The 25,664-nt window shown below is 68.2% G+C and carries 23 protein-coding genes; 6 read left to right on the forward strand and 17 right to left on the reverse strand.

Annotated features, from left to right (window positions below):
- Window positions 1–6 precede the first annotated feature (6 nt).
- The gene (locus NJQ98_RS09625; RefSeq protein WP_262178060.1) at window positions 7–2,160 is read left to right on the forward strand and encodes an AAA family ATPase; all 2,154 of its coding nucleotides are present in this window, start codon (window positions 7–9) and stop codon (window positions 2,158–2,160) included.
- A 262-nt stretch (window positions 2,161–2,422) separates the two neighbouring features.
- Here NJQ98_RS09625 and NJQ98_RS09630 read toward each other — a convergent pair whose 3' ends face one another.
- From NJQ98_RS09630 to NJQ98_RS09645, 4 genes are all read right to left on the reverse strand, one after another.
- Window positions 2,423–3,229 carry a carbon-nitrogen family hydrolase gene (locus NJQ98_RS09630; protein ID WP_262178061.1) on the reverse strand — a complete coding sequence of 269 codons (807 nt, stop codon included), beginning with the start codon at window positions 3,227–3,229 and terminating at the stop codon, window positions 2,423–2,425.
- Window positions 3,226–3,657, reverse strand: a complete 432-nt coding sequence (locus NJQ98_RS09635; protein WP_262178062.1) for an SRPBCC family protein — start codon at window positions 3,655–3,657, stop codon at window positions 3,226–3,228. Before NJQ98_RS09635 ends, NJQ98_RS09630 begins: the two co-directional genes overlap by 4 nt.
- 70 nt (window positions 3,658–3,727) lie before the next feature.
- Window positions 3,728–3,952, reverse strand: coding sequence for a DUF7123 family protein (locus NJQ98_RS09640; protein ID WP_262178063.1), 225 nt, complete (start codon window positions 3,950–3,952; stop codon window positions 3,728–3,730).
- A gap of 45 nt (window positions 3,953–3,997) precedes the next feature.
- The gene (locus tag NJQ98_RS09645) at window positions 3,998–4,225 is read right to left on the reverse strand and encodes a DUF7525 family protein (RefSeq protein ID WP_262178064.1); all 228 of its coding nucleotides are present in this window, start codon (window positions 4,223–4,225) and stop codon (window positions 3,998–4,000) included.
- A gap of 82 nt (window positions 4,226–4,307) precedes the next feature.
- Here NJQ98_RS09645 and NJQ98_RS09650 point away from each other — a divergent pair, with 82 nt between their 5' ends.
- Window positions 4,308–5,423 carry an LEA/WHy family protein gene (locus tag NJQ98_RS09650; RefSeq protein ID WP_262178065.1) on the forward strand — a complete coding sequence of 372 codons (1,116 nt, stop codon included), beginning with the start codon at window positions 4,308–4,310 and terminating at the stop codon, window positions 5,421–5,423.
- A 3-nt stretch (window positions 5,424–5,426) separates the two neighbouring features.
- Here NJQ98_RS09650 and NJQ98_RS09655 read toward each other — a convergent pair whose 3' ends face one another.
- From NJQ98_RS09655 to NJQ98_RS09675, 5 genes are all read right to left on the reverse strand, one after another.
- Window positions 5,427–6,998 carry an acetolactate synthase large subunit gene (locus tag NJQ98_RS09655; protein ID WP_262178066.1) on the reverse strand — a complete coding sequence of 524 codons (1,572 nt, stop codon included), beginning with the start codon at window positions 6,996–6,998 and terminating at the stop codon, window positions 5,427–5,429.
- Window positions 6,999–8,360 carry an NAD-dependent succinate-semialdehyde dehydrogenase gene (locus tag NJQ98_RS09660; protein WP_262178067.1) on the reverse strand — a complete coding sequence of 454 codons (1,362 nt, stop codon included), beginning with the start codon at window positions 8,358–8,360 and terminating at the stop codon, window positions 6,999–7,001. It abuts the gene before it with no gap.
- Window positions 8,361–8,425: 65 nt separating this feature from the next.
- Window positions 8,426–9,460 carry a phosphate signaling complex PhoU family protein gene (locus NJQ98_RS09665; RefSeq protein WP_262178068.1) on the reverse strand — a complete coding sequence of 345 codons (1,035 nt, stop codon included), beginning with the start codon at window positions 9,458–9,460 and terminating at the stop codon, window positions 8,426–8,428.
- A 110-nt stretch (window positions 9,461–9,570) separates the two neighbouring features.
- Entirely contained in the window at window positions 9,571–10,644 is a 1,074-nt protein-coding gene (locus tag NJQ98_RS09670) for an ATP-NAD kinase family protein (RefSeq protein ID WP_262178069.1), read from the reverse strand.
- Between the two features lie 213 nt (window positions 10,645–10,857).
- A complete protein-coding gene (locus NJQ98_RS09675) occupies window positions 10,858–11,550 on the reverse strand; it encodes a competence/damage-inducible protein A (RefSeq protein ID WP_262178070.1) in 693 nt (230 codons plus the stop codon).
- Between the two features lie 74 nt (window positions 11,551–11,624).
- On the opposite strand from NJQ98_RS09675, the gene NJQ98_RS09680 reads away from it, so the two are divergent.
- Complete coding sequence (locus tag NJQ98_RS09680) at window positions 11,625–12,677, forward strand: ATP-binding protein (RefSeq protein ID WP_262178071.1); 1,053 nt, start codon at window positions 11,625–11,627, stop codon at window positions 12,675–12,677.
- Between the two features lie 21 nt (window positions 12,678–12,698).
- On the opposite strand, the gene NJQ98_RS09685 is transcribed toward NJQ98_RS09680, so the two are convergent.
- Window positions 12,699–13,559 (reverse strand): alpha/beta hydrolase, encoded by an 861-nt coding sequence (locus NJQ98_RS09685; RefSeq protein WP_262178072.1) that lies wholly within the window; start codon window positions 13,557–13,559, stop codon window positions 12,699–12,701.
- 82 nt (window positions 13,560–13,641) lie between these two features.
- On the opposite strand from NJQ98_RS09685, the gene NJQ98_RS09690 reads away from it, so the two are divergent.
- Window positions 13,642–16,020 (forward strand): PAS domain S-box protein, encoded by a 2,379-nt coding sequence (locus tag NJQ98_RS09690; RefSeq protein WP_262178073.1) that lies wholly within the window; start codon window positions 13,642–13,644, stop codon window positions 16,018–16,020.
- Here NJQ98_RS09690 and NJQ98_RS09695 read toward each other — a convergent pair.
- The 6 genes from NJQ98_RS09695 to NJQ98_RS09720 all read right to left on the reverse strand — a co-directional run bounded on the left by NJQ98_RS09695 (window position 16,017) and on the right by NJQ98_RS09720 (window position 22,507).
- Window positions 16,017–17,747, reverse strand: coding sequence for a glutamate--tRNA ligase (locus tag NJQ98_RS09695; RefSeq protein ID WP_262178074.1), 1,731 nt, complete (start codon window positions 17,745–17,747; stop codon window positions 16,017–16,019). The genes NJQ98_RS09690 and NJQ98_RS09695 overlap by 4 nt on opposite strands.
- Window positions 17,748–17,824: 77 nt before the next feature.
- Window positions 17,825–18,136, reverse strand: coding sequence for a DUF7521 family protein (locus tag NJQ98_RS09700; protein ID WP_262178075.1), 312 nt, complete (start codon window positions 18,134–18,136; stop codon window positions 17,825–17,827).
- A gap of 1 nt (window position 18,137) precedes the next feature.
- Window positions 18,138–18,509, reverse strand: coding sequence for an ArsR/SmtB family transcription factor (locus tag NJQ98_RS09705; RefSeq protein WP_262178076.1), 372 nt, complete (start codon window positions 18,507–18,509; stop codon window positions 18,138–18,140).
- Window positions 18,510–18,831: 322 nt separating this feature from the next.
- Window positions 18,832–20,034 carry a LolA family protein gene (locus NJQ98_RS09710; protein ID WP_262178077.1) on the reverse strand — a complete coding sequence of 401 codons (1,203 nt, stop codon included), beginning with the start codon at window positions 20,032–20,034 and terminating at the stop codon, window positions 18,832–18,834.
- Between the two features lie 83 nt (window positions 20,035–20,117).
- The gene (gene idsA3 / locus NJQ98_RS09715) at window positions 20,118–21,158 is read right to left on the reverse strand and encodes a geranylfarnesyl diphosphate synthase (RefSeq protein WP_262178078.1); all 1,041 of its coding nucleotides are present in this window, start codon (window positions 21,156–21,158) and stop codon (window positions 20,118–20,120) included.
- 2 nt (window positions 21,159–21,160) lie between these two features.
- A complete protein-coding gene (locus tag NJQ98_RS09720) occupies window positions 21,161–22,507 on the reverse strand; it encodes a ribonuclease J (RefSeq protein WP_262178079.1) in 1,347 nt (448 codons plus the stop codon).
- Between the two features lie 400 nt (window positions 22,508–22,907).
- Between NJQ98_RS09720 and NJQ98_RS09725 the strand changes: the two genes are divergently transcribed.
- On the forward strand, window positions 22,908–24,245 hold the full coding sequence (locus NJQ98_RS09725; protein WP_262178080.1) for a cytochrome P450: 1,338 nt from the start codon (window positions 22,908–22,910) through the stop codon (window positions 24,243–24,245).
- Between the two features lie 75 nt (window positions 24,246–24,320).
- Window positions 24,321–24,695, forward strand: coding sequence for a ribbon-helix-helix domain-containing protein (locus tag NJQ98_RS09730; RefSeq protein WP_262178081.1), 375 nt, complete (start codon window positions 24,321–24,323; stop codon window positions 24,693–24,695).
- A gap of 41 nt (window positions 24,696–24,736) precedes the next feature.
- On the opposite strand, the gene NJQ98_RS09735 is transcribed toward NJQ98_RS09730, so the two are convergent.
- Complete coding sequence (locus tag NJQ98_RS09735) at window positions 24,737–25,570, reverse strand: hypothetical protein (protein WP_262178082.1); 834 nt, start codon at window positions 25,568–25,570, stop codon at window positions 24,737–24,739.
- Between the last annotated feature and the right edge of the window lie 94 nt (window positions 25,571–25,664).

Genomic DNA, 25,664 nt, shown 5'->3' on the forward strand with positions numbered 1-25,664 from the left:
GCTGACATGAGCGGGAACGGCGGGAGCGTCGAACTCACGGTCGAAGGCGCCCACAAGCGCGACGCCGGACGGGGCATCGCTCGCCTCCCCGAGTCCGTCCGCAGCGAACTGGGCGTGTTGAGCGGGTCGCCGGTCATCGTCGAGGGCGAGGGGACGACGGTGGTGAAGGTGTGGCCGGGTGAGGGCGACGGCTCCACGGTCCGCATCGACTCGGACACGCGGGCCAACGCCGGCGTCAACATCGGCGATACGGTCCGGGTCCGGGCGGGCTCGGTGACGGAGGCGACGGATATCGGCATCCAGCCACTGGAGCCCCTGCCCGGCACCGACGAGTACGCACACACGGTCAGGACGCGGCTGGTCGACCGGATGGTCCAGGCCGGCGAGCGGACCCACATCGACGGGCTGGGGACGTTCGTCGTCCGGACGACCGAGCCGGACGGCGCGGTGCGGGTCTCGCCGAGCACTGACGTGACCGTGTTGCCGGCCATCGACGACGGCGACGACGCCGGCGACACCGAGCGGTCCGCGTCGCCGGTGGGGGCAAACGCCGGGACGGCCGAGACGGCGACGGGCGTCAGCTACGAGGACATCGGGGGGCTGGACGAGGAACTCGACCGCATCCGCGAGATGATAGAGCTGCCCCTGGCCGAGCCCGACCGGTTCCGGGAGTTGGGTATCGACCCGCCCAGCGGCGTCCTCATGCACGGGCCGCCCGGCACCGGCAAGACGCTCATCGCCAAGGCCGTCGCCAACGAGGTCGACGCCTACTTCGACACCATCTCCGGCCCGGAAATCGTCTCGAAGTACAAGGGCGAGAGCGAGGAGCGGCTGCGCGAGGCCTTCGAGCGGGCCGAGGCCGAAGCCCCCGCTATCCTCTTCGTCGACGAGATAGACTCCATCGCCGGCTCGCGGGACGAGGACGCCGACATGGAGAACCGCGTCGTCGCCCAGCTGCTGACGCTGATGGACGGCCTCGAAGACCGGGGCCGGGTGGTCGTCATCGGTGCGACCAACCGCGTCGACGCCGTCGACGACGCGCTGCGCCGGGGAGGGCGCTTCGACCGCGAGATAGAAATCGGCGTCCCGGACGAGGGGGGCCGCCGCGAGATTCTCGACGTCCACACCCGCGAGATGCCGCTGGCCGACGACGTCGACCTGGACCGCATCGCGGCCCAGACCCACGGCTTCGTTGGCGCGGACCTCGCCTCGCTGACGACCGAGGCGGCGATGTCGTCGCTGCGGGCAGGGCGTGACGGGAGCACGGAGGACGGCGACGAGCCGGAGAGCGAGGGGCCGGCAGTGACCCAGGCGGACTTCGACGCGGCGCTGGCGGTCGTCGACCCCAGCGCGATGCGGGAGTACGTCGCGGAGACGCCCGACGTGGGCTTCGACGACGTGGGCGGGCTGAGCGAGGTCAAACAGACGCTGACGGAGGCCATCGAGTGGCCCCTCGAATACGGCGCCCTGTTCGACACGACGAACACCGACCCGCCCAGCGGCATCCTCATGTACGGCCCGCCCGGCACCGGCAAGACGCTGCTGGCCCGGGCCGTCGCCGGCGAGAGCGACGTGAACTTCATCCACGTCGCCGGCCCCGAGATTATGGACCGCTACGTCGGCGAGAGCGAGGAAGCCGTGCGGGAGCTGTTCGAGCGGGCCCGACAGACGGCCCCGAGCATCATCTTCCTGGACGAGATAGACGCCATCGCGAGCCACCGCGGCCAGGGCAACGAGGTGACCGAGCGGGTCGTCTCCCAGCTACTGGCGGAGCTCGACGGCATCACCGAGAACCCCAACCTCGTGGTGCTGGCGGCGACCAACCGCCGGGACATGATAGACGACGCCCTGCTGCGACCTGGGCGGCTCGAACAGCACGTCGAGGTGCCAAACCCGGACGGCCCAGCCCGGGAGGAGATTCTGTCGGTCCGCACCGAGGGGAAGCCGCTGGCCGAGGACGTGTCGACGGCGGAGCTGGCCGCGGAGCTGTCCGGCTACTCCGGGGCCGAGATAGCGGCGGTGGTCCGGGAGGCGTCGATGTTGGCCATCCGGGAGATGGCCGCCGACCTCGGCCCCGCCGAGGCCAGCGAGCGGGCCGACGAGGTCCGTATCACCGGCGACCACTTCCGGCGGGCGCTGGAGCGGGCCGAGGAGCGGTGACTGTCGGGCGTGAGCCCCGGTCCCGATGAAGTCCGCGTCGCCGTCTGTGGCGGGAACGAGTAGGTACTGAGAGGAGTTGGATTCCGAGCGGCCGGTGAGACGGCGTCGCTGGCGAGGAGCAGTGAAAGGCTGTCCGGACAGCCTTTGGCGGACGAGCGACGCCGTGTGGCCGAGCAGCGAGACGGGCTAAGTTACCGGCATCGACGTGAAAAGCGCCTTGCCGGCGATTATGTGTTGGCGTCCACGGTTATAAAGGGCGCGGTCACCGCCGGTCCGACAGCGCGGGGAACTCCTCGCGCACGTCGGCCACCGTCTCGGGACTGATGTCGGCCGTGACCAGGGCGGGGTCGTCGTCGGAGCTCGCGAGTGGGGTGCCCCACGGGTCGTACACCGTCGAGCGGCCAAGCAGCTCCGCGTCGTCGAACCGGCCGACGCCGTTGGCCGCGGCGACGTAACACTGGTTCTCGACGGCCCGCGTCCGGGGGAGTAACTGCCAGTGCTCGACGCGGGGGTAGGGCCACGCGCTCGGGACCGCGACCAGGGTCGCGCCCGAATCGACGAGCCGGCGGTACAGCTCCGGGAACCGGAGGTCGTAGCAGGTCGTGACGCCGACGGTAAACCCCGCGAACTCGACGGTCGGGAGCGACTCGCCGGCCACGAGCAGGTCCGACTCGGCCGAGTCGTAGCCAAAGAGGTGGTGCTTTCGGTACACCGCTTCCCGGTTCCCGTCGCGGTCGAGAAAGACTGACGTGTTGGCCAGTCCCTCCCCCGCCGGCACGTCGTGGCCCGCCGCCGCGCTCAGTTCGAGGTCCTCGACGAAGCTCCCGGCGAGTATCCCGATATCGTGGGCGGCCGCCAGCTCCCCGAGCGCCGTCACCGTCTCCCCGTCCAGGCGCTCGGCGTTGCGCTGGTAGGCGTCGAAGGCGAAGTAGCCGACCGTGAACAGCTCCGGCAGCACGACCAGGTCACAGCCAGCGGCGGCGGCCCGCTCGACGGCGTCGGCCGCGCGCTGGCGGTTCGCCGCGACCGCGGACGGTTCGACGGCTATCTGAGCGAGCGCGAGCTTCATGCTTCGACTTCGAGATACTCCGTGAGCGCCGCTTCGAGGTTCTGGAGCTCGTCGTCGAGGTTTCGCTTGAAAAAGCGCTCGATGCCGGGGAGCTTCCCGTCGACGACGAACCTGTTTGTCACCCGGGTCCCGCCGTCGCCGGTCGGTTCGAGCTCCTGTTCGCCCTGGACCCGCAACACCTTCGACCGACCGACGAAGCGGACGTACTCGGGCTCACGTCGCTCGACGTCTTCGGTCTCGATGGCGATGGTCCGGTCGATGACGGGAATCGGGAGGCGCACGTGCCAAGTCACGTGGTCCGCGTCGTGGACGTCCCAGTCCTGTACGACACTTATCGGCCGGGCACGCTGGTCGGGGTCGCCGATGAACTCCCACACCGCCTCGGGGCTCGCCGCTACTGTCATCGTTCGTTCGACCCGGACAGTCATACCACGAATCAGGCGTGCATCCGCATGAATCCACCGACTGGTCGGCTCTGCCGACGCCGGCGCGCCGCGGTCAGCTCGTCGTGACGCGCCAGGTGGTCGAGCGGGCCCGACCCCACTTCTCTATCTCCACCTCGTCGGCTTCTTCGGCGAGACGCGGGAGGCGGGCTCCGACCTGCTTCGACGAGAGCCCGAGCTGAGAGGCGATGTTCTTCGCGCGGAAGTAGCTCTCCCCGCGCGAGACGCTCTCACGGAGGTACTCCAGAATGCGGCGGTCCTCCTCGCTGAAATCCACCATACCCCGAGTACGTGCCGAGCGTTATTAATGGTTGCTTTTAGCACATCATTCGGCGTAGGCGTGAATGGCCACGAGCGACAGCGACGCGGCCACTATCGCCACTCCGAAGGCGATACCGCTGTTGGTCAACAGCCCCGCTGTGTCGAGTCCCTGCGCGTGGCGGACGGCGTAGTTGTAGCTGCTCACGGCGGTCACGCCCGCCCCCAGAACAGCGACGATGCCAAAGAGCGCACCGAGGCCAACGCCCATGTCGGTTGCCGACTCCGTTGTCATGCCCGTGCGTTCCGCCCTGGCACACTTAGTTCATTCGGGGCCGGCCAGAGGACATATATCGGACGACGGCCAGGAGTGGCTAATGAGAGAACTCGGGCGGTTACGGCAGGTCGGTCTCGTCGCCCTCGTCCTGGCCGGGAGTATCGGCGGCGCGTTCGCCGTCGGCGCCATCGGCGTCCCGGCCGTCGAGAGCGTCGAGAACCGGTTCACCGGCGTCTCGGAGAACACGACGACCGTCGGGACGGCCATCACGGTGTCGAACCCCAACCCCATCGGCGTCTCCCTTGGCGGGACGACGATCAACTACACCGTCTCGATGAACGACGTAGCCATGGCCAGCGGGCAGAAGCGTGGCATCGCCCTCGACCGCGGGAACACGACGCTCCAGCTCAGCACGCGGATGCAAAACGGCAAGATACCGGCGTGGTGGGTCAGCCACATCACCAACGGCGAGCGGACACAGGTCACTATCGACGCCGACATAACCGACTCGCTGGTGGGGGGTCGGTCGGTGACGCTCACGCAGAACCGGGAGATAGAGACCGACATGTTGGGGGCGTTCAACTCCACGGAGACGCGCCCGGTCAACGCCGACAGACCGTTCGTCTCCGACCCGGTGCTGTACATCAACGAGACGCGCGGGTCCTGGGACCGGGAGGGCGTCACCCGTTCGGAGACCCCGATGGAGATGGCGTTCGACGTGTACAACCCCAAGCCGGTGCCGTACGCGGTCAGCAAAATCGGTTACACGACGTATATGAACGACGTCCGTGTCGGCTCGGGCGAGACCGACAGCGAGGAGCTCATCATGCCCGGGGAGCGCGAGACTATCGGCGTCCGGAACGTCATCCGGAACGAGCGCCTCGACGAGTGGTGGGTCACGCACCTCCAGCGAAACCAGAACACGACGATGTACATCGACTTCTACCTCGTCGTCGAGGGCGGGGGCGAGCAGTTCCGCATCGACCTCGACGCCATCGACTACGAGACGGCCATCGAGACGGACATCTTCGGCACCAAGGCCCAGTACCCGACCGGCGGGGATGCCGACCCGAGCGGTGACCCGACAGCGGGCGACAACAGCTCCGAGGACTCGGCAGGCGGCACGGCGACGCCGTCAGACGAGACATCGACCGATAGCACTGCGACGCCGACCGACGGAACGCCGACCGACGACGGCGGCATCATCGGCATCTGAGAGCTACGCCACGGCGATTTCGACGAGCGACATCCCCCCGTCGACGGCCGCCTGGAGGTCGTCTCGCAGTTCCGCGCGCGTCGTCGGCCGGTAGCTGTCGATGCCGAAGCTCTCGGCGAAGGTCCCGAACGACGGGTTCGTCAGCTGGGTCCCGAACGACTCGCCGGTCTCCGCCCGCTGTTGCTCCGCGATGAGCCCGTAGTCGTCGTCCGTGAACACGACGACGGTGTACGAGCAGTCCAGCCGGGTAGCGGTATCCAGTTCGGCGGCGTTCATCAGGAAGCCGCCGTCGCCCGTCGCGGCGACCACCTCGGCGTCGACCGCGAGGTCGGCGGCGACGCCGCCGGGCACCGCGATACCCATCGAAGCGAGGCCGTTGGAGACGATGCAGGTGTTTGGCTCGTAGGTGGGATAGTTCTGTGCGATGGCCATCTTGTGGCTCCCCACGTCGGAGACGAGCACGTCCTCGGGAGCCAGCACGTCGCGGAGGACCGGGAGTACGCCCTTGACGGTAAACGGGGCCTCCGCGGCGGGGGTGGCGGCTACGTCCGCACGAACTGCCTCGCGCATCTCGGCGTACCACTCGTCGTCGGTCGCAGGCTCCTCGGCGCGGGCCGTGAGCGCGCTCAGGGCCTGCCCGATGTCCGAGACGACCTCGATATCCGGGTGGTACGCCTCGTACACCTCCGCGGGTTCGCTGTCGACGTGGACGATGGGCGTCCCCTCGCAGTGCCACTCCGCCGGGTCGTGTTCGGCGATATCGTACCCGACAGTGACGATGAGGTCGGCCGTCTCGATGGCCGACAGCGCCGCGCCGTCCCCCGAGTCGAGCGTGTACAGCGACCGCTCGTCGTCGTCGGGGACCGCCCCCTTTCCCATGAACGTCGAGGCGACCGGGAGGTCGAACGCCTCGACGAAGTCCCCCAGCTGGGCGGCCGCGCGCGTTCGGACCGCGCCGTTCCCGGCGATAGCCAGCGGGCGGTCGGCCTCGGAAAGCAGCGACGCCACCGCCTCTATCGTCTCCGCGCTCGGCGCTCCGGCCCGGACGGGGTCCCGCTCGGGAAGCGGCTGCTTCTCCGTCGTCTCGGCGGCGATGTCCTCGGGCAGTTCGAGGTGGGTGGCGCCGGGTTTCTCCGACTCGGCGACCTTGAACGCCTTGTGGACCGACTCGTGGACGATGTCGGGGTCGTCGAGCTGGGTGTTCCACTCGGTGATAGGCTCGAACAGCCCGACCACGTCCAGCGCCTGGTGGCTCTCGACGTGGAGGCGTTCGAGCCCGCCCTGTGCGGTGACGGCGACGAGCGGGCTCTTGTCGAGGTGGGCGTCGGCGACGCCGGTGAGGAGGTTCGTCGCGCCCGGGCCGAGCGTCGCGAGACAGACGCCCGCCTGGCCGGTCAGGCGTCCGTGGACGTCGGCCATGAACGCCGCGCCCTGTTCGTGACGGACCGGGACGAAGGTAATCGAGGAGTCTCTGATGGCAAAGAGCAGGTCGGCCATCTCCTCGCCGGGGAGCCCGAAGACGTGGTCGACGCCCTCGCGTTCGAGGCACGCGACCAGCAGTTCGGCGGCGTTCATCTATTCGACCCACACCGTTTTTCGGTTGGTGAACTCGCGGATGCCGACGGCGGACAGCTCCCGGCCGTAGCCGGACATCTTCACGCCGCCGAAGGGGACCCGTGGGTCCGACTTGACGAGCTGGTTGACGTAGACGCAGCCGGCGTCGATGCGCCCCGCCACCCGCTCGCCCCGCTCGCGGTCTTCAGTCCAGATACTGGCCCCGAGCCCGTACTCGGTGTCGTTCGCCTTCCGGACCGCTTCCGCCTCGTCCTCGACCTCGTAGACGGCCGCCACGGGGCCGAACAGCTCCTCGCTGTCGGCGGGACAGCCCTCTGGTACGTCGGTGAGGACCGTCGGCGGGTAGTAGGCGCCCTCCCGGTCGAGCGGCTGGCCGCCCGTCTCGACCGTGGCGCCGGCGTCGACGCTGGCCTCGACCTGCTCGTGGAGGTCCGCGAGCAGGTCGGGGCGGGCCTGTGGCCCGATGTCCGTCCCCTCCGCCGTCGGGTCGCCGACGGTGAACGACTCGACCGCCGCGACGAAGCGGTCCAGGAAGTCGTCGTAGACGTCCGTGTGGACGACGAACCGCTTGGCGGCGATGCAGGACTGGCCGCCGTTCTGGTTGCGGGCCCAGGCGCCCGTCTCGACGGCGGCCTCCAGGTCGGCGTCGTCGAGCACGACGAACGGGTCGCTGCCGCCGAGTTCGAGGACGGTCTTCTTGAGGTGGTCGCCGGCCGCTGAGGCGACCGCGCGCCCGGCCGGCCCGCTCCCGGTCACCGTCGCCGCACGCACGCGGTCGTCGGCGACGATGTCCTCGACGCGGTCGGAGGGAATCAGCAGCGACGTGAAGACGTCCTCTGGATAGCCCGCCTCGGCGAAGACCTCCTCGATGGCCCTCGCACAGCCCGGGACGTTCGAGGCGTGTTTCAGCAGGCCGACGTTGCCGGCCGTCAGATACGGGGCCGCGAAGCGAAAGACCTGCCAGAACGGGAAGTTCCACGGCATCACGGCCAGTACCGGGCCGAGCGGCTCGTAGACGGTCTTCGCCGACGACCCCGGCGGGCTCGGGTGCGCTTCGGGCGCGAGGTGTGCGCTCGCGTGGTCGGCGTAGTAGTCACAGCCCCACGCGCACTTCTCTACCTCCGAGACGGCCTGCTCGACCGGTTTCCCCATCTCCTCGGTCATCGTCTCGGCGTACTCTCGCTTGTTCTCTCTGAGCACGTCGGCCGCCGCCGAGAGCAGCGAGGTCCGCTCGCGCAGCGGTCGGTCCCGCCAGCGCTCGAACGCCTCAGTCGCCCGCTCTATGGCCGCATCGACCGCCGACTCGCCGTCTTCCTCGTAGGTCCGGAGCGTCTCGCCCGTCGCCGGGTTGGTTGCTCGCATGGTGCGAATCGTTCGGCCCGGAGACGGATAAAAATTTCAAGCAGCCGATAACTCTCGCGGCCCCGTCACTGAATCGTCGTGTGTTCGGACTCCTCATCGAGCGCGAGGTTCGTCGCGATTTCGGCGTTCCGGACGGCGTACTCGGCGGTCTGTTGGAGGCTCACCAGCACTTCGCGGACCTGGAGCAGGGCCTCGTTGTCCATCTCGGGCAGGTCCGTGAGGATGTCCTGTTCCTTGTCGTCGATGCCGGCGTAAGTCTTGCGGACCTGGATGGCGGTGTCGTAGTCGCGCTCGACGGCCGCCTGGACTGCGAGTTCGGTTATCTCGTTTACCTCCTCGGTGAAATCGCGGATGCGCCGCATGGTGGAGCTGTCGACGTCCAGCGAGTGATCGTCGGTCTCCAAGGCGATTTCGGCGATGTCCTCGGCGTTGTCGGCCGTGAGTTCGAGGTTCTTCGCGATGGAGCGGTAGCCGATGAGCGGGAAGCCGTCGTCGAGTCCCACGGCCCGCGCGAGGTTCGGGTTCTGGTAGGAGGTGAAGATGAGCCGGAGCAGGAGCACGAATATCTTGTTGGCCTGTCGCTCCCGGTTCAGAGCCCGCTGCGCGAGGTCGGGGTTGCCGTGGGCCAGCGCCTTGACGGCCTCGTTCCGCATCGTCGAGCCCGTCGACTCCAGCCGTTCGAGCAGGTTGTTGAGCGTGAAGTCCTCGGGGTCGACCGAGCAGCGAATCGTAATTCTGTTCGGCGTCTCCTCGATGACGCCCAGCCCCATCAGCTGGGTCTCAGCGTTGTAGACGGCGTTGATGTGGGCCGATTCGAGCGTCTGGTCGTCGGGCGCCTCGACGTGGATGATTCGCCGGCCGAGGACGTACTGGGCCACGATGGCCCGCTCGACGGCGTCGGCGTCGAGGTTCTCCGCGTGGATGACGGCCTCCGACTCCTCCTTCTGGACGGATTCGGGTAGCACCGTCAGCGTCCCTTTGCCACCCATCCGCAGCGAGACTTCGTCCCCCTTCTCGACGTCGTGGGCGCTCGCCCACTCGGCGGGAAGCGTCATCGCCAGCGTCGACGGCCCGAGTCGTTGAACTTTCCGCGTTTCCATACGCCCTTGGTTACGCACCGAACACCTTAATCTTCACTATACGGCATATAATCTGCCGGAGTATATACAATCGTTTGGGGCGCCGGAGCAAGACCCCACAATCGTCAGTATCAGGCCTGGACTTCGACGAGCCGGCGCTCGTACCGACCCACGCGGACCTGTATCCAGCCGGCCAGTTCGGCGTCGATATCCGGGTCGCCGCTGTCGACCCGCAGCGTCCCCAGCCCGTCGAGCTTCCGCCGGGAGGCGACCACCTCGATATCACACCGGGCGATGACGGCCGGGGAGAGCTGCTGGTTCCCGCGCCCGAAGACGAATCCCTGCCCGCCGATAGGCGAGACGACGATGACATTCCGGTCGCCCAGCGCCGCGAGGATGTCGGATTCGGCGGCGTCGCGCGCGACGACCTCGCCGTCGCGCCAGACGTCGACGCCCAGCGTCGTCCCCTCGAAGCCGAGCCGCTCCTTTATCGCGCCGACGGTGCTCCCCGGACCGAGGACGTACGTGACGCCGTCCTCAACGCTCTCGGCGACGCCCTCGGCGAGCGTCTCGACGGTGCCGCCCCCGAGCTGTTTCGCCGACTGGCGCTGGTCCGCGACCGGCACCGTCGCCACGGCCCGGAGTTCGGTCACCACCTCGCCGCCCCGGAAGGCGTCCTCGTCGATGTCGTTGACCTCGGCTGGCTCGGTCTCCGAGAACGTCGCGGCGATGCGGCCGGCCGCCCGCGGCGAGACGCCGAAGACCGACGAGTACACCTTGACGCCGGCTGGCACCCCGAGCATCGGCGTCTCGGCGTCGAGCTCATCGAGCGTCTCGGCCACGTCTACGGCGGTGCCGTCGCCGCCGACAAACAGGATACAGTCCGCCGCTCGGTCGACGAAGGCCCTGACCGCCGCCCTGGTGTCCTCGCCCGTCGTCGCGTCGGGGTCGGCCGGCTCGCCGACGACTGTCGGGTCGAAACCGGCGGTCCTGACGACGGACTCGCCCATCGGCTCGCCGTAGGTCAGCACCTCGATGTCCCGGCCGACCGCGGCCAGGGCCGCGACGGCCTCGCGGGCCCGCTCGGGCGCTCGTTGCTCCGCGCCCCGTTCCCGCGCCTCCGCGACCTTCCCGTCGGTACCCTTCAGGCCGACGCGACCTCCCATCCCGGCGATGGGGTTGACGACGACTGCGATACGGCGCATACCCCGGCGTACTGTACCCGGCGGCAAAAGCGGCCCGGGAGCGTATCATTCAAGACAGCGGCCACTGAAAGGGCGGGTATGTTACAACTCCTCGCGTCGGGCGTCCAGCCCGGTGTCATCAACGCCTCGGGCGCCTTCATCACTCTCGGCGGCCTCGCGCTGACGTTCGGCTGGCTGGCGTACCTCTACCGGTAGTCCCGCCCGCCGAGCGTCTCACTCCTCGACCCGGTCGACCCGTTCGCGGAGCCACGCCGCCGCCGCTTCGACCGCCTCCGGGTCGGTGCCTTCCAACCGCACGGTGACGTACTCGCCCGGGTAGCTGCCGACCTTCACCGGGAACCGGTCTCTGACGCCCTGTATCCGGTCGAGGAGAGCGCTCTCGGGTTCGGCCGCGTCGACGGTGACGACGTGGCGCTTCTCGCCCTCGAAGTCGTCGGCCACCTCGGCGAACATCCGCTTCATCTCCGTGGGGACCCCGGGGAGGACGTAGCAGTTCTCGACGACACAGCCAGGGGCGACGCCCTCGTGGTTCAGGAGCGGTCGGCTCCCCGCCGGAATCTCACCGGTCCCTTCGGCCAGGTCCCCGTGGCTGTAGCCGCCGTGTTCGTCCAGCCATTCGATGGCGTCCTCGCTCTCGACGACATCGCGGCCGAAGGCGGCCGCGACCCCCTCGATGGTCACGTCGTCGTGGGTCGGCCCCAGCCCGCCGGTGACGATGACCGCGTCGTATTCGGCGTGGTACTCGTTGACGACGCGGGCGATATCTCCGGTCCGGTCCGGCAGTGTCGTCATCCGCTCGACGTAGACGCCCCGGTCCCGTAGCTGTTCGCCAAGCCACGCGGCGTTCGTGTTGACCGTCTCGCCGACGAGCAGTTCGTCTCCGACTGTGACCACCGCAACGCGCATGAGACCGGGTTGGGCTGCCGGCTACAAATACTGTCGGACCAAGGTTGAAATACCGGGCCGGGACCAGCCCCGCTGTGAGCTTCGTACTCGGACGGGAGGGAGACATCGAGGCCGGCCACGCGGGTGAGTTGGGGACCTACCGCGCCCTCGACGGGAGCGAAGGGGCGCCGCTGCACATCGACCTCGACGGCCCACACGCCATGCTCGTCGTCGGAAAGCGCGGCTACGGGAAGTCCTACACGCTGGGAGTCATCGCCGAGGCGCTCGCGCGGGCGGCGGGGGTGGCCCCGGTCGTCATCGACCCGATGGGCGCCTTCGACACCCTGGAAGCGGACGCCGACGGCGAACCGGTGCCGACGACAGTCGTCGAGAAACCGGCCGTGACGCCGGCGTCGCTCGACCCCAAATCCTGGTGTGCGCTGCTGGGGCTCTCACCGGAGAGCGGCGCGGGCGCGCTCGTCTGGCAGGCCGCCGGGCGCTGCGAGACGCTCGCGGCGATGCGCGCCCACGTGGCGGACGCCGACGCGCCCGGGACGGACAAGCGCGCCGCGACGAACCACATCAGCCTCGCCGAGTCGTGGGGGGTCTTCGACGTCGACGGGATGACCGCCGGGGACCTCGGCAGTGACGATATTACGGTCGTCGACGTCTCAGGGCTGGACGCCGCGCCGATGAACGCCATCGCCCGCGGCGTCGGCGAGACGCTGTATCGGGCCCGCGTCGACCGGGACATCCCCCGGCTCCCGTGGGTGCTGGTCGACGAGGCCCACACCTTCTTCGACGGCGTGGCGCGGTCGGCACTGGAGACGATACTCACGCGTGGTCGCGCACCCGGTGTGAGTCTCGTCATGGCGACCCAGCGGCCGAGCGTCGTGCCGGAAGTGGCCGTCTCCCAGTCCGACATCATCGTCTCCCACCGGCTGACCGCCGAAGCGGACCTGGAGGCGCTGGACGCCGCCCGGCCGACGTATATGCAATCCTCGCTGGGGGAGCGACTGCCGACCGAGCCGGGGGAAGTCGTTATCATCGACGACTCGACGGAGACGGTCCACGCCGCACAGATTCGACGCCGGGCCACGCCCCACGGCGGTGACAGCCCGAACGCGAGTGACGTGCCCGTCGAGTGAGTGGCGCAACGTCCCGACCCGCTAGCGGGGCGAGCCGTCGATGTCGTCTGGGAGACGGTCTGACGCTGCCGGCCCGTGGTCGCTCGGCGACGACAGCTGTCCGTCCAGAAACTCGACGGTAACGTCGTACGTGTCGTCGTAGTGAGCGCCGGCGAACGGGAAGCCGTGGCCGCCCGGAACCACACGGTGGTCGACCGTCGTCAGCGGGTCGAGCGTCTCCGCGAGTATCGCGGATTGCCGCGGCGGCACGACGCCGTCGTCCTCGCCGTGGAGCAAGAGCGTCGGCGGCATCGACATATCGGCCTGCTCGACCGGCGAGGCGAGGTCGTAGGCCGCGGGTACGTCCTCGGGCGACCCGCCCAGATACGTCTCCCGGCGGTCGTCGTGTCCCACGCGGAAGTCGTAGATACCCGCGTAGCCGACGACGGCCGACAGGGCCGACGACGCGCCGGGGTACTGGTCGGGTTCCAGCGCCGGGTCGTCGGCCGTCGCGGCCGCGAGGACGACCAGGTTTGCGCCGGCGGAGTGGCCGACGGCGGCGACGCACTGTGGGTCCGCCGCTTCGCACTCGGTCCGACACCACGCGACGGCCGCCTTCACGTCGACCAGCGCGGCCGGGAACGTCCACTCCGGCGCGAGCCGATACTGGGGCTCGACGACGAGATAGCCCGCCTCGGCGAGGTCGATGGCCTGGCGGGCGAACTCGCCCTTGTCGCCGACCGTGAAGCCGCCGCCCCTGACGAGCACGACGGGCGGTTTCGGCCCGGTCGCCGCCGCGTCCTCGTAGACGTCGAGCAACAGCGTCTCGCCTTCGCCCTCGTGGAAGGGGATATCCCGGCGGACCGTGACTGTCGTGGCCTCTGGTGCGTTCACGGACGGCATTCCGGGCGAGGCCGGTAAAAATATCCCGGGGCGTATACGGCCGCTGTCGGGCCGAGACGCACCGATAGAACAAAGAGGACAAATGAACCACATACAGAAGTCAATGTACGAGCAGTTCGTTCTCCTGCTCTATCTTCTCACCGCCGTCTCCACGCTGTGTGCCGCGCTCGCGTGGCGCAAGCGGGCGGAGCCCGGCGGAACCCCGATGCTGGTGTTCTTCCTCGCGTTGGGGGTCGGGGCGTTCGCGTACGTCGGTGACATCACCGCCACGACGCTCTCGACACAGCTCCGCTACCGCCAGCTGGCGACGGTCGCCCAGAGCACGGTCGCCATCTCCTGGCTCTACGCCGCCCTCCAGTACGCGAACTTCGACCGACCCCTGACGCGTCGCATCGTCGGCGTGTTGGCGCTGGACCCGCTCTTGCTAATCGTCGGCTTCCTGTTGCCCGGCGTCGCGTTCTTCGAGCTCCCTGCGACGGGCGGAACCGGGTCGCTGCTCCACGCCACGGACACGCAGCTCACGCTGTTGTTTCTCGTCCACATGGGGACCATTCTCGTCACCGCGCTGGCCGGGACGGTCGTGCTCGTCCGGCTTTTCCTCCGCTCGCGCCACCTCTACCGGACACAGTCCGGGGCCGTCCTGGTCGCGGCGCTTGCCCCCTGGACCGTCGCGCTGACCCAACAGTACTTCCTCGAAGTCCCGGAGGACGCGACGATTTTTGCCTGGGGGCTCTCGGGGGTCGCGATGACCGTCGGTCTCTACACGTTCAACACGCTGGACCCGGTCCCGGCGGCCCAGTCAGCCATCGTCGAGACCATGGGCGACGGGACCGTCGTCCTGGACGTCGACGGCCGAATCAGCGACGTCAACCCCGCAGCGAGGACGCTGTTGGGCGATAGGGAGCTCGTGGGACGGCCCATCGAGCGCGTCATCGAGGGGTGGGAGCGGGCCCGGACAGACGAAGGCGGCCACCGCGACTGGGAGGAGCTCTCGGTGACGGTCGACGGCGACGAGCGGTTCCTGGAGGTCGAGACGACCTCCTTTACCGACCGGTTCGACGAGCCGGTCGGGACCCTGGTGGTGTTGCGCGACGTCACCGAGCGAAAGCGCCGCGAGCAACGCCTCGAACAGTACAAGCTCATCTTCGATTCTGTCACCGAGCCCGTCTACGTCCTCGACGGCGAGGACCGAATCGTCCGGTACAACGACCCGTTCGCGGAGTTGGTGGGATACGACGCGGACGCCCTCGTCGGCGAGCCGATATCGGCCGTCCTGGGGCCGGAGCCGACGGTCACCGACGGCGGGTTCACCGACCGCACCGAGGCGACGGTCCGGACTGGCTCCGGGACCGACGTCCCCTGCGAACTGGACCTGGCCCCAGTCGAACTCGGCGACGGCACCACCGGCCGTGTCGGCATCATCAGGGACATCAGCCGGCGGAAGGCCATCGAGTCCGAGCTGGCACAGACGACAGAGCGCCTGGAGACGTTAGTCGAGGCCTCGCCCCTCGCCATCGTCGCCCACGACACAGACGGCGTCGTCGACGTCTGGAACCCCGCCGCCGAGTCGCTGTTCGGCTGGGCGGCCGACGAGGTCCGCGGCGAGCAACTCCCGCTCATCCCCGACGAGAACCGCGAGGAGCTCCTCGAACACCACGAGCGCGTCCAGAACGGGGACCACCTGACCGGACTGGAGACGGAGCTACGGCACGAGGACGGGCGGACGGTGCCAACCAGAGTGTCGGCGGCCCCGATACGGAACACCGACGGCGACATCGTCGGGACCGTCGCCATCATCGCCGACATCACCGAGCAGAAGGCCAGACAGCGCCGGCTCGAACGCCAGAACGAGCGGCTCAACGAGTTCGCCAGCCTCGTCAGTCACGACCTCCGGAACCCGTTGCAGGTCGCGGCGGGACATCTCCAGCTGGCGCGGGACGGCGAGGGCGACGTCACGACCCGGCTCGACGACGTCGAGGCCGCGCTCCAGCGGATGGAACAGCTCATCGACGAGACCCTGGCGCTGGCCAAACAGGGGCGGGCCATCGGCGAGACGGAGCCGGCGGCGCTGTCGACGCTGGCCCGGCGTGCGTGGGCGAACGTCGCGAGCGGGGCGGGGCAGCTCGATATCGCGGACCCCCCGACCGTCGACTGCGACCCGGACAGGATGGTGGAGCTACTGGAGAACCTGTTCAGCAACGCGATACGCCACGGCAGCGCCGACGGTGAGCCGGTGACCGTGACCGTCGGCGCGCTGTCGGACGGGTTCTACGTCGCCGACGACGGGGACGGTATCGACGAGAGCCGGGCGGAGGAGGTGTTCGAATCGGGCTTTACCACGGCGGAGGGCGGGACGGGCTTCGGGCTCGACATCGTCCGGACTATCGCTGACGCCCACGGCTGGGACGTCACCGTCACCGAAAGCGAGCCGGGCGGCGCCCGGTTCGAGGTCACCTTCTAGGGGTGGGCGAAGTACGCGACCGACTCGCCGTCGGACTCGACCGCATCGACGCGGGCAAAGCCGATGCGTTCGAACTGGAGCATGTCGTCGGGCTCGTACGCCACCAGCCCCGGCTCGGCCAGGCCGGTCACGTCGCCGTCCATTGTCCGCAGTCGCAGGGTGGGACCGTCGGCCGGCGCCCAGTGGACCACGTCGACGCCCTCCTCGCGAACGGCCGTGATGTCGTCGCCGACGTACTCGAAGCCGTCACTGGTGTGTCGCACGCAGCCGTACCCCTTGAGCCAGACCCGCTCACCCTCTGCGGGCAGGTCGTCGCCCTCGACGACGACCCCCGCCGTGACGGGGATGTCTCGCCGGCCCCGGTCCTCGAAGTCGGGGTGGAGCGGCGGGTGGCCGGCGTCGGGACCGCCCGTGACATCTTGCTCGACCAGCCCGCCGTGGGCCGGGTCGTCGCGGACGAAAAAGGCGCGGTCGGTGTCGTCGTCTATCATCTCGCGGTTGTTCGCGTAGACCGACGATATCGCGAGGTCGACGTCGGAGGTCGAGGTGCCCAGTTCGACCATCGCGTCGACCAGGGCCTCGCCCCGGATGCCACGGCGACGCAGGCTGGCAACCGTCGGCGCGCGCGGGTCGTCCCAGCCGTCGAGTTCGCCCTCGGCGATCAGTTCGCCGATGGTCGAGGTCGACATTGACACGTCGTAGGCGTCGACCTGGACGTGCCCCCAGTGGACGACCTCGGGGTACTCCCAGTCGAAGTAGTCGTAGACGAACCCCTGGCGTTTCGCGGAGTCCTGCAGGTCGATACCGCGGATGATGTGGGTGATGCCCAGCAGGTGGTCGTCGATACCGCTCTGGAAGTCGAGCATCGGCCAGCAGCGGTAGTCGGCGGCCTCCTCGCGCGGGTGTGGCGTGTCTATCATCCGGAAAGCGACGAAGTCCCGCAGGGCGGGGTTCTTGTGGGTGATGTCGGTGCGGACCCGCAGCACCATCTCGCCGCTGTCGTACTCCCCGTCGACCATCGCCTCGAACTCCTCGGCGACCGTCTCGGCGTCCTTCCCGCGGTGGGGACACGCCTCGCCGTTGTTCTTCAGGTCCGAGAAGTCCCCCTGCGGGCAGGAGCAGGTGTAGGCACCGCCCAGTTCGATGAGTTCGCGGGCGTGGTCGTAGTAAGTCTCCACGCGGTCGCTCGCTTTGACCACGTCGTCCGGTTCGAAGCCGAGATAGCCGATAGCGTCGAGAATCGCGTCGTAGGCGTCGAGGTCAGGCCGCTTGGTTTCGGGGTCGGTGTCGTCGAAGCGACAGACGAACTCGCCGTCGTAGCGGTCCTTGTACGTCCCGATGACCGCCGCCATCCGCGCGTGGCCGATGTGCCACGGGCCGTTCGGGTTCGGCGCGACGCGCATCCGCACCTCGCCCTCGTCGGCGTTCGGGAGGTCCGGCAGCGGGTGGTCGTCGCCGTCGTCCTCGCTCTCTATCTCGTCTAACCTCTCGGGTGCGAGTTCGGCGATGCGCTCGCGTCGCTCCTCGCCGCTCATCCCGTTGACCCGGTCGACCACCGGGGCGATGATGCCCGGTATCTCGTCGCCGTACTCGCGGAACTCGGGGTTCTCGCCCATGAGCGGCCCCATGATGGCTCCGACCTGTGCCTCGCTGTCGTGTTTGACCGCGTTGAGGAGGGCGTTCGTCTCGGCGGCCTCCTCGATACGCTGGCGTACGGCGTCGTCCATGGTCGAAGCCTCCGGCGGGCGGCCTCAAAACGCCGTCGGGTTCGGTCAGCCGTACCGGAGACGACCGCGGGGCCCTGTCAGCCACGCCGGTGGAGCGAGTACGCGATGAACACCACGCCGAGGAACTGCAACGTCCGTGTCACCAGGGTGAGCGACTGCTGGAACCGGACCGGGAGAACGCCCTCTCTGAGCAACGCCGACCCGACGAAGGCGATACTGAACGCGACCGTCGTGAGCAGGAACAGCCCGAGCGAGAGAAACCGCATCGACGGGCTGTCGTGGCGCCGGTAGCCGCGGTAGGCCTGGTAGCCGATGTACCCGCCGACGAGGGTCGAGCCGAACGCGAACGCGACGATGAGCCAGTCGACGAGCGAGGGCAGCGAAATCATATCATAGGTTCTCCCACATTTTCGTGAATCGGTCGGCCGTGTCGTCTTCCGCTTGCCCGGGGAAATCCGGCGCCTGTCGGCGGGTGATGGCCGATTCGAACGAGCCGTCCTCGAGTTCGAGGGCGAACCGCGAAAGCGTCGCCACGTAGAGCTTGTAGTCGTTGCCCCCGGTCTCTACTTTCGTCCGTTCCGCTACCAGCTCGTGCTCCTGGAGCGAGCTAATTCGACGATACACCGTCGGCTCAGACATGCCACACTGTTCGGCGAGCTCGTTTGCGGACATAGGTCTCTCACTCGCTGCTGCGAGGATATCCCGGGCGTACTCGTCGCTAAGCAGGTCGAGAACCTCGCCCAACGCCGGGTCCTCACTCACGTACTGGACCAACCACGGCCGTTTGTATAAAAGGTCCTGCCACTTTCCGAGACAGAAACCGATGTCCGGCAGTCGGTCACGCGTCAGCGGGGAAGGGGAGTGGGTGTGAGCCACGGAGTTGGAGGCTGGAGACCACACAGCGGCATCGGTTTGAACGCGAGCAGCGCAGGCAGGGATGGGGAACCCACAGTGGGGACCTGCAGCGGAAGGCCCGAAGCGTGGAGGGCTGGACAGCGGGGACCACCGCGGCTCCCGCATCTCATTAGTGGGCGGCCGGGAGCATATAAACCGGAGCCGAGTTTCTGACCCAGAAGTCGGTCCCCTAGCCCGGGTCCGCGGGACAGCCGACCGACCGGCCGACGGTGACGAGCTGGTCAACGGAGACACCGCTCCCGCGGACGGTGTAGCGGAAGCTGTCGCAGGTCCACGACACCGACGCGGTCGGCCCGGGACTGACCGTCACCGGCCGACCGTCGATTCGGCGCCGCTCGTCCGGGTTTTCCGGCTCGTAGGTGTAGTTGTACTTGGACACCGTGATTTCGCTAGACCGGTTCACGTACCGGAGTCCGACCCCGTTGACCTCGCCCGTGGTCCGCGTGGCGTAGGTCCACTCGTACGAGGGCGGCAGCTCCGGCTCCGGGACCCGTAGCGAGGTGTTGGCGGCCAGGGCGCCGCGACGCCGGTACACCGTCGTCTCCGGCGTGTCGGCCGTCTCGACGGACGTGTTCGGGCCGATGTCCGGGCGGAACGTTCCCGGGTCGGCGGTGGCGTCGAACGACACGTCGGTGTAGGTGGTCGTCATCTCGGTCCGGACGCCGTCATCGCGCCACGAGGTCTGTCGCTTGAGCGGGTAGAGCCGCTCCGTGTCTATCCAGACGGTCTGTCGGTACGTGGCCGCGGCGTCCGCACGCGGCGTGATATCGACGACGTACGTCTCCCGGCCGTCGACAGTCTCGTTTCCGACGTAGCTGACGGCGTAGCCGGCCGCCGACTGACGGGGCGGCTGGCCCTGTTCCTGTGGCACCACGGGCAGTGGTTCGACGCCGGGCGCCTGGCCCGTTCTCTCGGCCGGGGTGAGGTTGGCGCGCACGAGCAGACGCCGTACGCGGTCGGCGCTACCGGCCGTCCGGGACGGCCCGGTGAGCGGAATCTTCGTCACCTCGTTTCGGTCCCGCTCGTGGAGCCACAACACCGACCCGTTCGAAATCCGGAGGTCGTACCGGTCCACCGACGAGTCGGTGAGGCGGAGCCGCTGTTTCCCCGTGGTCGGGTCCAGCACGACGCTGTGTACCGCCCTGGAGCTGACTGTCCCGTCGCGTTCGATTACGGTCGTCCGCGTGGCCGACAGCGCGCCGAAGGAATCGTACTGCTCGCTGACGTTCGCGTCGACGGTCGGCGTCCCGCCGCCGGCCGGCAGGCCGGCCGACCAGATACCGACTATCACCACCGTCAGGAAGACGAGTCCGCTGCCTACGAGCACGAAGCGGTCGGTCGAAACGTACCGCGAGCGGTTTGGAGGGGCCATGTGTCGGCACGACGGGCGTTCGGCGACCGTCGCGTATGCTGTGGAACTACCGCCTCGGGAGTAAAAATCCACCGGGAGCGCCGTCAGTAGTCGCGTTCGACGAGGTAGTCGGCGATGCCCGAGAGCAGGTCGCGGGCCTCGTTGTCCGGCAGGACTTCGAGGTTCTCCTTCCCGCTGGTGACGAGCTCCTGGGCGCGGGACTGGGCGTACTCGATAGAGCCCACGTCCCGGAGCGCCTCGACGGCCGCGTCGATCTCGGCCTCGGAGACGGCCTCGACGGAGTCGGTGTCGACGAGGTTCGCCACGTCGACGCCCTGCTGACGGGCGTGTAGCGTGACCAAAGTCTGCTTGTTCTCGACGAGGTCCGACCCGCGCTGTTTGCCCAGTTTCTCCGACGGGGTCGTCAGGTCCAGCAGGTCGTCCTGAATCTGGAAGGCCCGGCCGACGTCCAGCCCGTGGTTGTACAGCGCCTCGACGGTGTCGTCGTCGGCGCCCAACAGGGTGGCCGGGATGGCGGCGGCCGCGCCGTACAGCACGGCGGTCTTGAGCTCGACCATCTCCAGATACTCGTCGGGCGTGACGGCGTCGCGGGCCTCGAACTCGATGTCCAGCGACTGCCCCTCACAGATTCGGGTACAGGTCTCGGCCAGGCGCTTGTTCGCTGCCACGGTCCGGTCGTCGGCCGCGCCGGTCGCGAGGAGGAACTCGAAGGCCTTCGAGTACAGCGTATCGCCGGCCAGAATCGCCGTCGAGAGGTCGTACTCCTTGTGGACGGCCGGGACCCCGCGTCGGAGGTCGTCGTCGTCCATGATGTCGTCGTGGATGAGCGTGAACGTCTGGATGACCTCGATGGCGATGGCGGCCGACAGCAGGTCGGCCTCCCCGTCGTCGAGGGTGGGGAACGCTCTGTAGTCGGCCCCCAGCGGGTCGACATCCAGCAGCGACTCGCCAACCAGCAGGAGGACAGTCGGCCGGAGCCGCTTGCCGCCGGCGTCGAGCAGGTACCGGGTCGCCTCGTAGAGCCCCTCCGGTCGCGTGACCGGGAGCTCCTCGGGCAGGGCCTCGTTGACCCGCTCGCGACGGGAGAGGATGGCTTGTTCGACCTGCTGATGGCGTTCTGACATGCTTACTCGGTGAGCTGGATCATGTTGCCGTTACGGGTGATATGCAGGTCGCGACCGACCTTGTAGCCCATGTCCTCGGCGAGGTCGACGTAGGGGGCGAACCCTTTCAGGCTCTGGTGAGCGGGGATGACGTTCTGTGGCTGGAGCGCTTCGAGCATCTGGTAGTGGCCCTCCTGTCGGAGGTGGCCCGAGACGTGGATGTCGTCGTAGATGCGGGCGCCCTGCATGCCCAGCAGCTTCTCGGACTGGTAGCGCTGTCCCTCGTTGGTCGGCTCCGGGATGACCCGGGCCGAGAAGATGACCTTGTCGCCGTTGTCCAGTTCGTACGGCGTCTCGCCCCGGCCCATACGGGTGAGCATCGCGCGCGGCTCGCCCTGGTGTCCGGTGACGATGGGCAGGAAGTTCTCCTTGCCCTCGTTCATGATTCGCTTGAACGTGCGGTCGACGGACTTTCGGTGGCCGTACATCCCCAGGTCGTCGGGGAAGTCGACGAAGTCCAGCCGTTCGGCGGTGCCGGAGTACTTCTCCATCGACCGGCCCAGCAGGACCGGCTGGCGGCCCATGTCCTTGGCGAACTCGACCAGGCTCTTCACGCGGGAGATGTGCGAGGAGAACGTCGTGGCGACGATGCCGCCGTCGTAGTCCTCGATGCTCGTCATCACGTCCTTGAGGTGGGTTCGAGCGACGTTCTCGGAGGGCGTACGGCCCTTCCGGCCGGCGTTCGTACAGTCCTCGATGTAACAGAGGACGCCCTCGTCCTCGCGGCCGATCTCCCGGAACCGCTTCATGTCGATGGGGTCGCCGATGACCGGCGTGTGGTCCATCCGCTTGTCCAGCCCGTAGACGACGGCGCCCTCGGGCGTGTGGAGCACGGGGTTGATGGCGTCGATGATAGAGTGGGTGACGTTGACGAACTCGAGTTCGTTGCGCTCGCCGATCTGCATCGTCTCGCCGGCCTCCATCTTGACGAGGTCGTTCTGGACCCCGAACTTCTCCTCGCCCTTGATCTGCTGTTTGACCAGTTCGATGGTGAACGGCGTCGCGACGATGGGGGCGTCGTAGCGGTGGGCCAGCTTCGAGATGGCGCCGATGTGGTCGAGGTGACCGTGTGTCGGCACGATGGCCTTCACGTCGCCTTCGAGCTCGGACATGACCCGGTCGTCCGGGATTGCGCCCATGTCGATGAGGTCCAGCGAGTGCATCCGCTCGGTCTCGACGTTGTCGTGAATCAGTACCTTCGAGAGGTTCAGGCCCATGTCGAAGATGACGACGTCGTCCCCCGCTCGGACGGCCGTCATCTGTCGGCCAACAGCCTCGTATCCGCCAATTGTTGCGATTTCGACTTCCATGGTTGTAGCTCCGAGTAGGAGCCGTCCGCGAGCGGCGGTCGGGGCTGGCAACGACGGTAACGGCTGAAACGGCGCTGTGGACGTTGAGGCCGGCCGGGTGTCGCCCGTAGCCTCGATGTCCGTAGTGGCAGGGACTCACGTCCCGACGACTGTTCCCGTCGTCTGCCGGCCGCCGACCCGTCGCGGGCGGCCGTGCGCTCGGTTGTCGATGGCTACAACGTGAGTTCATAAAACGGTGTGGGTTCCGCGACGAACTATACGATGGGTGGTATCGTCTGTCAGTGACAGCGCCCTGGAAGTTTGGCCGTCGTGGGTTTCTCCCGTCCGAACCAGTGCGAGCGGCGTCTCCCTGGCCGGAGTTGGCACGCAATTCAAACGTGCCGAGTCCTAACCCGCGCCAATGGCAGAAACGCCACCCGGACCGAAGGGCGAACCGCTGTTCGGGAGCAGTCGGACCTACGCCTCGGACCCGTTCAGATTCATCTCGACCCTGGAGGACGCCTACGGCGACGTGGCCTACTTCGACATGGGGCCGATGGAGACGGTGATGCTCTCGGACCCGGCCGCGATAGAGCGGGTGCTGGTCTCGGAGGCCGACCGCTTCCGGAAACCCGACTTCCAGGGCGACGCCCTGGGGGACCTGCTCGGCGACGGACTCCTGCTCTCCGAGGGCGACACCTGGGAGAAACAGCGCCAGCTCGCCAATCCGGCGTTCTCGATGCGCCGGCTCGCGGGGATGGCCGACCGCATCACCGGCCACGCCGAGGACCGGCTGGCCGGCTGGGCCGACGGCGACGTGGTCAACGCCGAGCGCGTGATGACACGGACGACGCTCGACGTCATTCTCGACCTGATGATGGGCGTCGAGCTGAGCGAACAGCGCGTCGAGACGATAGAGGAACAGCTCATGCCGCTGGGGCAGCGGTTCGAGCCCGACCCGCTGCGTTTCGCCGCGCCCGAGTGGATGCCGATGCCCGACGACGCCGAGTTCGACGCGGCCGTCGAGACGCTCGATTCGATTCTCGACGACATCATCGCGGTGCGCGAACGGACCGCCGGCAGCGGCGAGGACGGCCCCATGGATTTCCTCTCGGTACTCATCCGCGCCCGCGACGACGGCGTCGAGTCGCCCGAACAGCTCCGCGACGAGATGATGACGATGCTGCTCGCCGGCCACGACACCACGGCGCTGACGCTCACCTACACGTGGTTCCTGCTGTCGGAACACCCCGAGGTCGAACGGCGCGTCCACGAGGAGCTAGACGAGGTCATCGGCGACGACCGGCCCGGGATGGAACACGTCCGCGAGCTGGACTACCTGGAGTGGGTCATCCAGGAGGCCATGCGGCTCTACCCGCCGGTGTACACGATATTCCGCGAGCCGACCGAGGACGTGACCCTGTCGGGCTACCCCGTCGAGGAGGGACTGACGCTGATGCTCCCCCAGTGGGGCGTCCACCGCTCGGAGCGGTTCTACGACGACCCCGAGACGTTCGACCCGGAGCGCTGGAAACCCGAACGCGCCCAAGAGCGGCCGCGCTTCGCGTACTTCCCCTTCGGCGGCGGCCCGCGCCACTGCATCGGCAAACACCTGGCGATGCTGGAAGCCCAGCTCATCGTCGCGACGACGGCCCAGCAGTACGAGCTGGAGTTCCTGGGCGAGACGCCCCTGGAGCTGATGCCCTCGCTGACGGCCCACCCCCGCCAGGAGATGTCGATGCGGGTCGTCGAGCGGTAGGGCGCCGCCCAGACCTGTCGGAAACCTTGCACACGAAGGTGAATTTATAGTGGTTCACCCTGTGCATCGAACAACGTGGTCAAATCAACAGTTCGCTTCCCCGAGGCGGTGATGGACCGCGTCGAGGAGATGGTCGAGGACGACGTCTTCTCGAGCAAATCGGAGTTCCAGCGGTTCGCCGTGGAGTACGTCCTCTCGGAGCTGGGAGAGTACGAGGCCGAGATGGTCGATTTCGAGGAGATTCGGAGCGAGCTGTTCACGACGGACCCGGCGACAGCCGAGGCCGGCGAGGCCGAACTCAACGAGGCCTTCTACGAGAACGCGGCCCGCGTCCGGCAGTACGCCGTCCGCGGGGACATCGAGACGGCCGAAGCGTACATCGACACGGCCTACCCGGTGACCGACCCGCGCTGCCTGCTTCTCGATGACCTGCTGGAAGCGTACCGGTGACCGGTCCGCGTACCGAGTGTCGCCGTGGCGCCCCGCGAGGCTCAGTTGTCGGCGTCGACGTTTTCCACCCGTATCTCCCGACTCGCGGAGGCGTGCCCCTCGACGGAAAGGGTGACGGGACCGCTCTCGTCGGCGGTGAAGGCCGTGTTGATGTCGAGCGACGCGGTTATCGTGTCGCCGGCCGGGACCCTCCGGTCGACGACGTGGGACTCGTCGTCGTCGGCGATTCGGTCGGTCGGCCAGTAGACGGCCGCGAGGAACCGGCCGGGAGCGTCGGAGACGTTGGTCACGTCGAGCCCGACGGTCATCGTCTCCCCCTGTGAGACGCTCTCCGGTGTGGTCAGCTCGTCGAGGTCGTATCGCGTGCCCGGTTCGCCGAGTGTCTCGGTGGCGTCCGCCCCGAGCGCCCAGGCGTCGTCGGCCGACCGTATCTGCGGGTTCGACGCGGGCAGGGGCGAGGGGACCTCGAACCCGACCACCGGCCAGTCCCGGTCGGCGACGGAGCGGGTGTTCCCGCCCGCTATCGTCGGCAGACCGGCCTCCCAGGTCTGGCCGTCGGCCTCGAAGACGTACTCCGTCTCCCGGCTGTCGCCGTCGGTCCCCACGCTGGCGACCACGTACTGCCGCCCCTCGGCGGCGAGCACACCGCCGGAACCGAGTAACGACTCGTACCTGACTGCCTTGCGGACGGCGATATCGGAGACGCCCTCGGTGTCGTCGCCGGGCGTCGCTGTCGGTGTCTGACTGGTCGTTCGTTCGCCGTCGGTGTCGGTACCGACCGGCGTCACGGTGGACTCGCCCGGCGTCCCGGAGAGACACCCCGCGAGGCCGCCGATACCCGCACCGAGCGTCGCCAGCAACTGTCGTCGGTTCATACCCCTTCGTTCCGCTAGTTGACACAAGTGCTTTCAGGTCGGTACAACGGCCGTTTGACCCTCGCCGGCGCGTCCGAAAACACCTAACACCCTC

It is taken from the genome of Haloarcula laminariae (genome assembly GCF_025457605.1).
Taxonomy (GTDB): Archaea; Halobacteriota; Halobacteria; order Halobacteriales; family Haloarculaceae; genus Haloarcula; species Haloarcula laminariae.

Excerpts from the sequence above, each read along its gene's own strand:
- NJQ98_RS09725 (WP_262178080.1), top strand. The coding sequence starts at position 22,908 with ATGGCAGAAACGCCACCCGGACCGAAGGGCGAACCGCTGTTCGGGAGC.
- NJQ98_RS09625 (WP_262178060.1), top strand. The coding sequence starts at position 7 with ATGAGCGGGAACGGCGGGAGCGTCGAACTCACGGTCGAAGGCGCCCAC.
- NJQ98_RS09650 (WP_262178065.1), top strand. The coding sequence starts at position 4,308 with ATGAGAGAACTCGGGCGGTTACGGCAGGTCGGTCTCGTCGCCCTCGTC.
- NJQ98_RS09665 (WP_262178068.1), bottom strand. The coding sequence starts at position 9,460 with ATGGAAACGCGGAAAGTTCAACGACTCGGGCCGTCGACGCTGGCGATG.
- NJQ98_RS09685 (WP_262178072.1), bottom strand. The coding sequence starts at position 13,559 with ATGCCGTCCGTGAACGCACCAGAGGCCACGACAGTCACGGTCCGCCGG.
- NJQ98_RS09695 (WP_262178074.1), bottom strand. The coding sequence starts at position 17,747 with ATGGACGACGCCGTACGCCAGCGTATCGAGGAGGCCGCCGAGACGAAC.
- NJQ98_RS09660 (WP_262178067.1), bottom strand. The coding sequence starts at position 8,360 with ATGCGAGCAACCAACCCGGCGACGGGCGAGACGCTCCGGACCTACGAG.
- NJQ98_RS09630 (WP_262178061.1), bottom strand. The coding sequence starts at position 3,229 with ATGAAGCTCGCGCTCGCTCAGATAGCCGTCGAACCGTCCGCGGTCGCG.
- NJQ98_RS09690 (WP_262178073.1), top strand. The coding sequence starts at position 13,642 with ATGAACCACATACAGAAGTCAATGTACGAGCAGTTCGTTCTCCTGCTC.
- NJQ98_RS09735 (WP_262178082.1), bottom strand. The coding sequence starts at position 25,570 with ATGAACCGACGACAGTTGCTGGCGACGCTCGGTGCGGGTATCGGCGGC.
- NJQ98_RS09655 (WP_262178066.1), bottom strand. The coding sequence starts at position 6,998 with ATGAACGCCGCCGAACTGCTGGTCGCGTGCCTCGAACGCGAGGGCGTC.
- NJQ98_RS09675 (WP_262178070.1), bottom strand. The coding sequence starts at position 11,550 with ATGCGCGTTGCGGTGGTCACAGTCGGAGACGAACTGCTCGTCGGCGAG.
- NJQ98_RS09635 (WP_262178062.1), bottom strand. The coding sequence starts at position 3,657 with ATGACTGTCCGGGTCGAACGAACGATGACAGTAGCGGCGAGCCCCGAG.
- NJQ98_RS09645 (WP_262178064.1), bottom strand. The coding sequence starts at position 4,225 with ATGACAACGGAGTCGGCAACCGACATGGGCGTTGGCCTCGGTGCGCTC.
- NJQ98_RS09700 (WP_262178075.1), bottom strand. The coding sequence starts at position 18,136 with ATGATTTCGCTGCCCTCGCTCGTCGACTGGCTCATCGTCGCGTTCGCG.
- NJQ98_RS09720 (WP_262178079.1), bottom strand. The coding sequence starts at position 22,507 with ATGGAAGTCGAAATCGCAACAATTGGCGGATACGAGGCTGTTGGCCGA.
- NJQ98_RS09670 (WP_262178069.1), bottom strand. The coding sequence starts at position 10,644 with ATGCGCCGTATCGCAGTCGTCGTCAACCCCATCGCCGGGATGGGAGGT.
- NJQ98_RS09640 (WP_262178063.1), bottom strand. The coding sequence starts at position 3,952 with ATGGTGGATTTCAGCGAGGAGGACCGCCGCATTCTGGAGTACCTCCGT.
- idsA3 (WP_262178078.1), bottom strand. The coding sequence starts at position 21,158 with ATGTCAGAACGCCATCAGCAGGTCGAACAAGCCATCCTCTCCCGTCGC.
- NJQ98_RS09710 (WP_262178077.1), bottom strand. The coding sequence starts at position 20,034 with ATGGCCCCTCCAAACCGCTCGCGGTACGTTTCGACCGACCGCTTCGTG.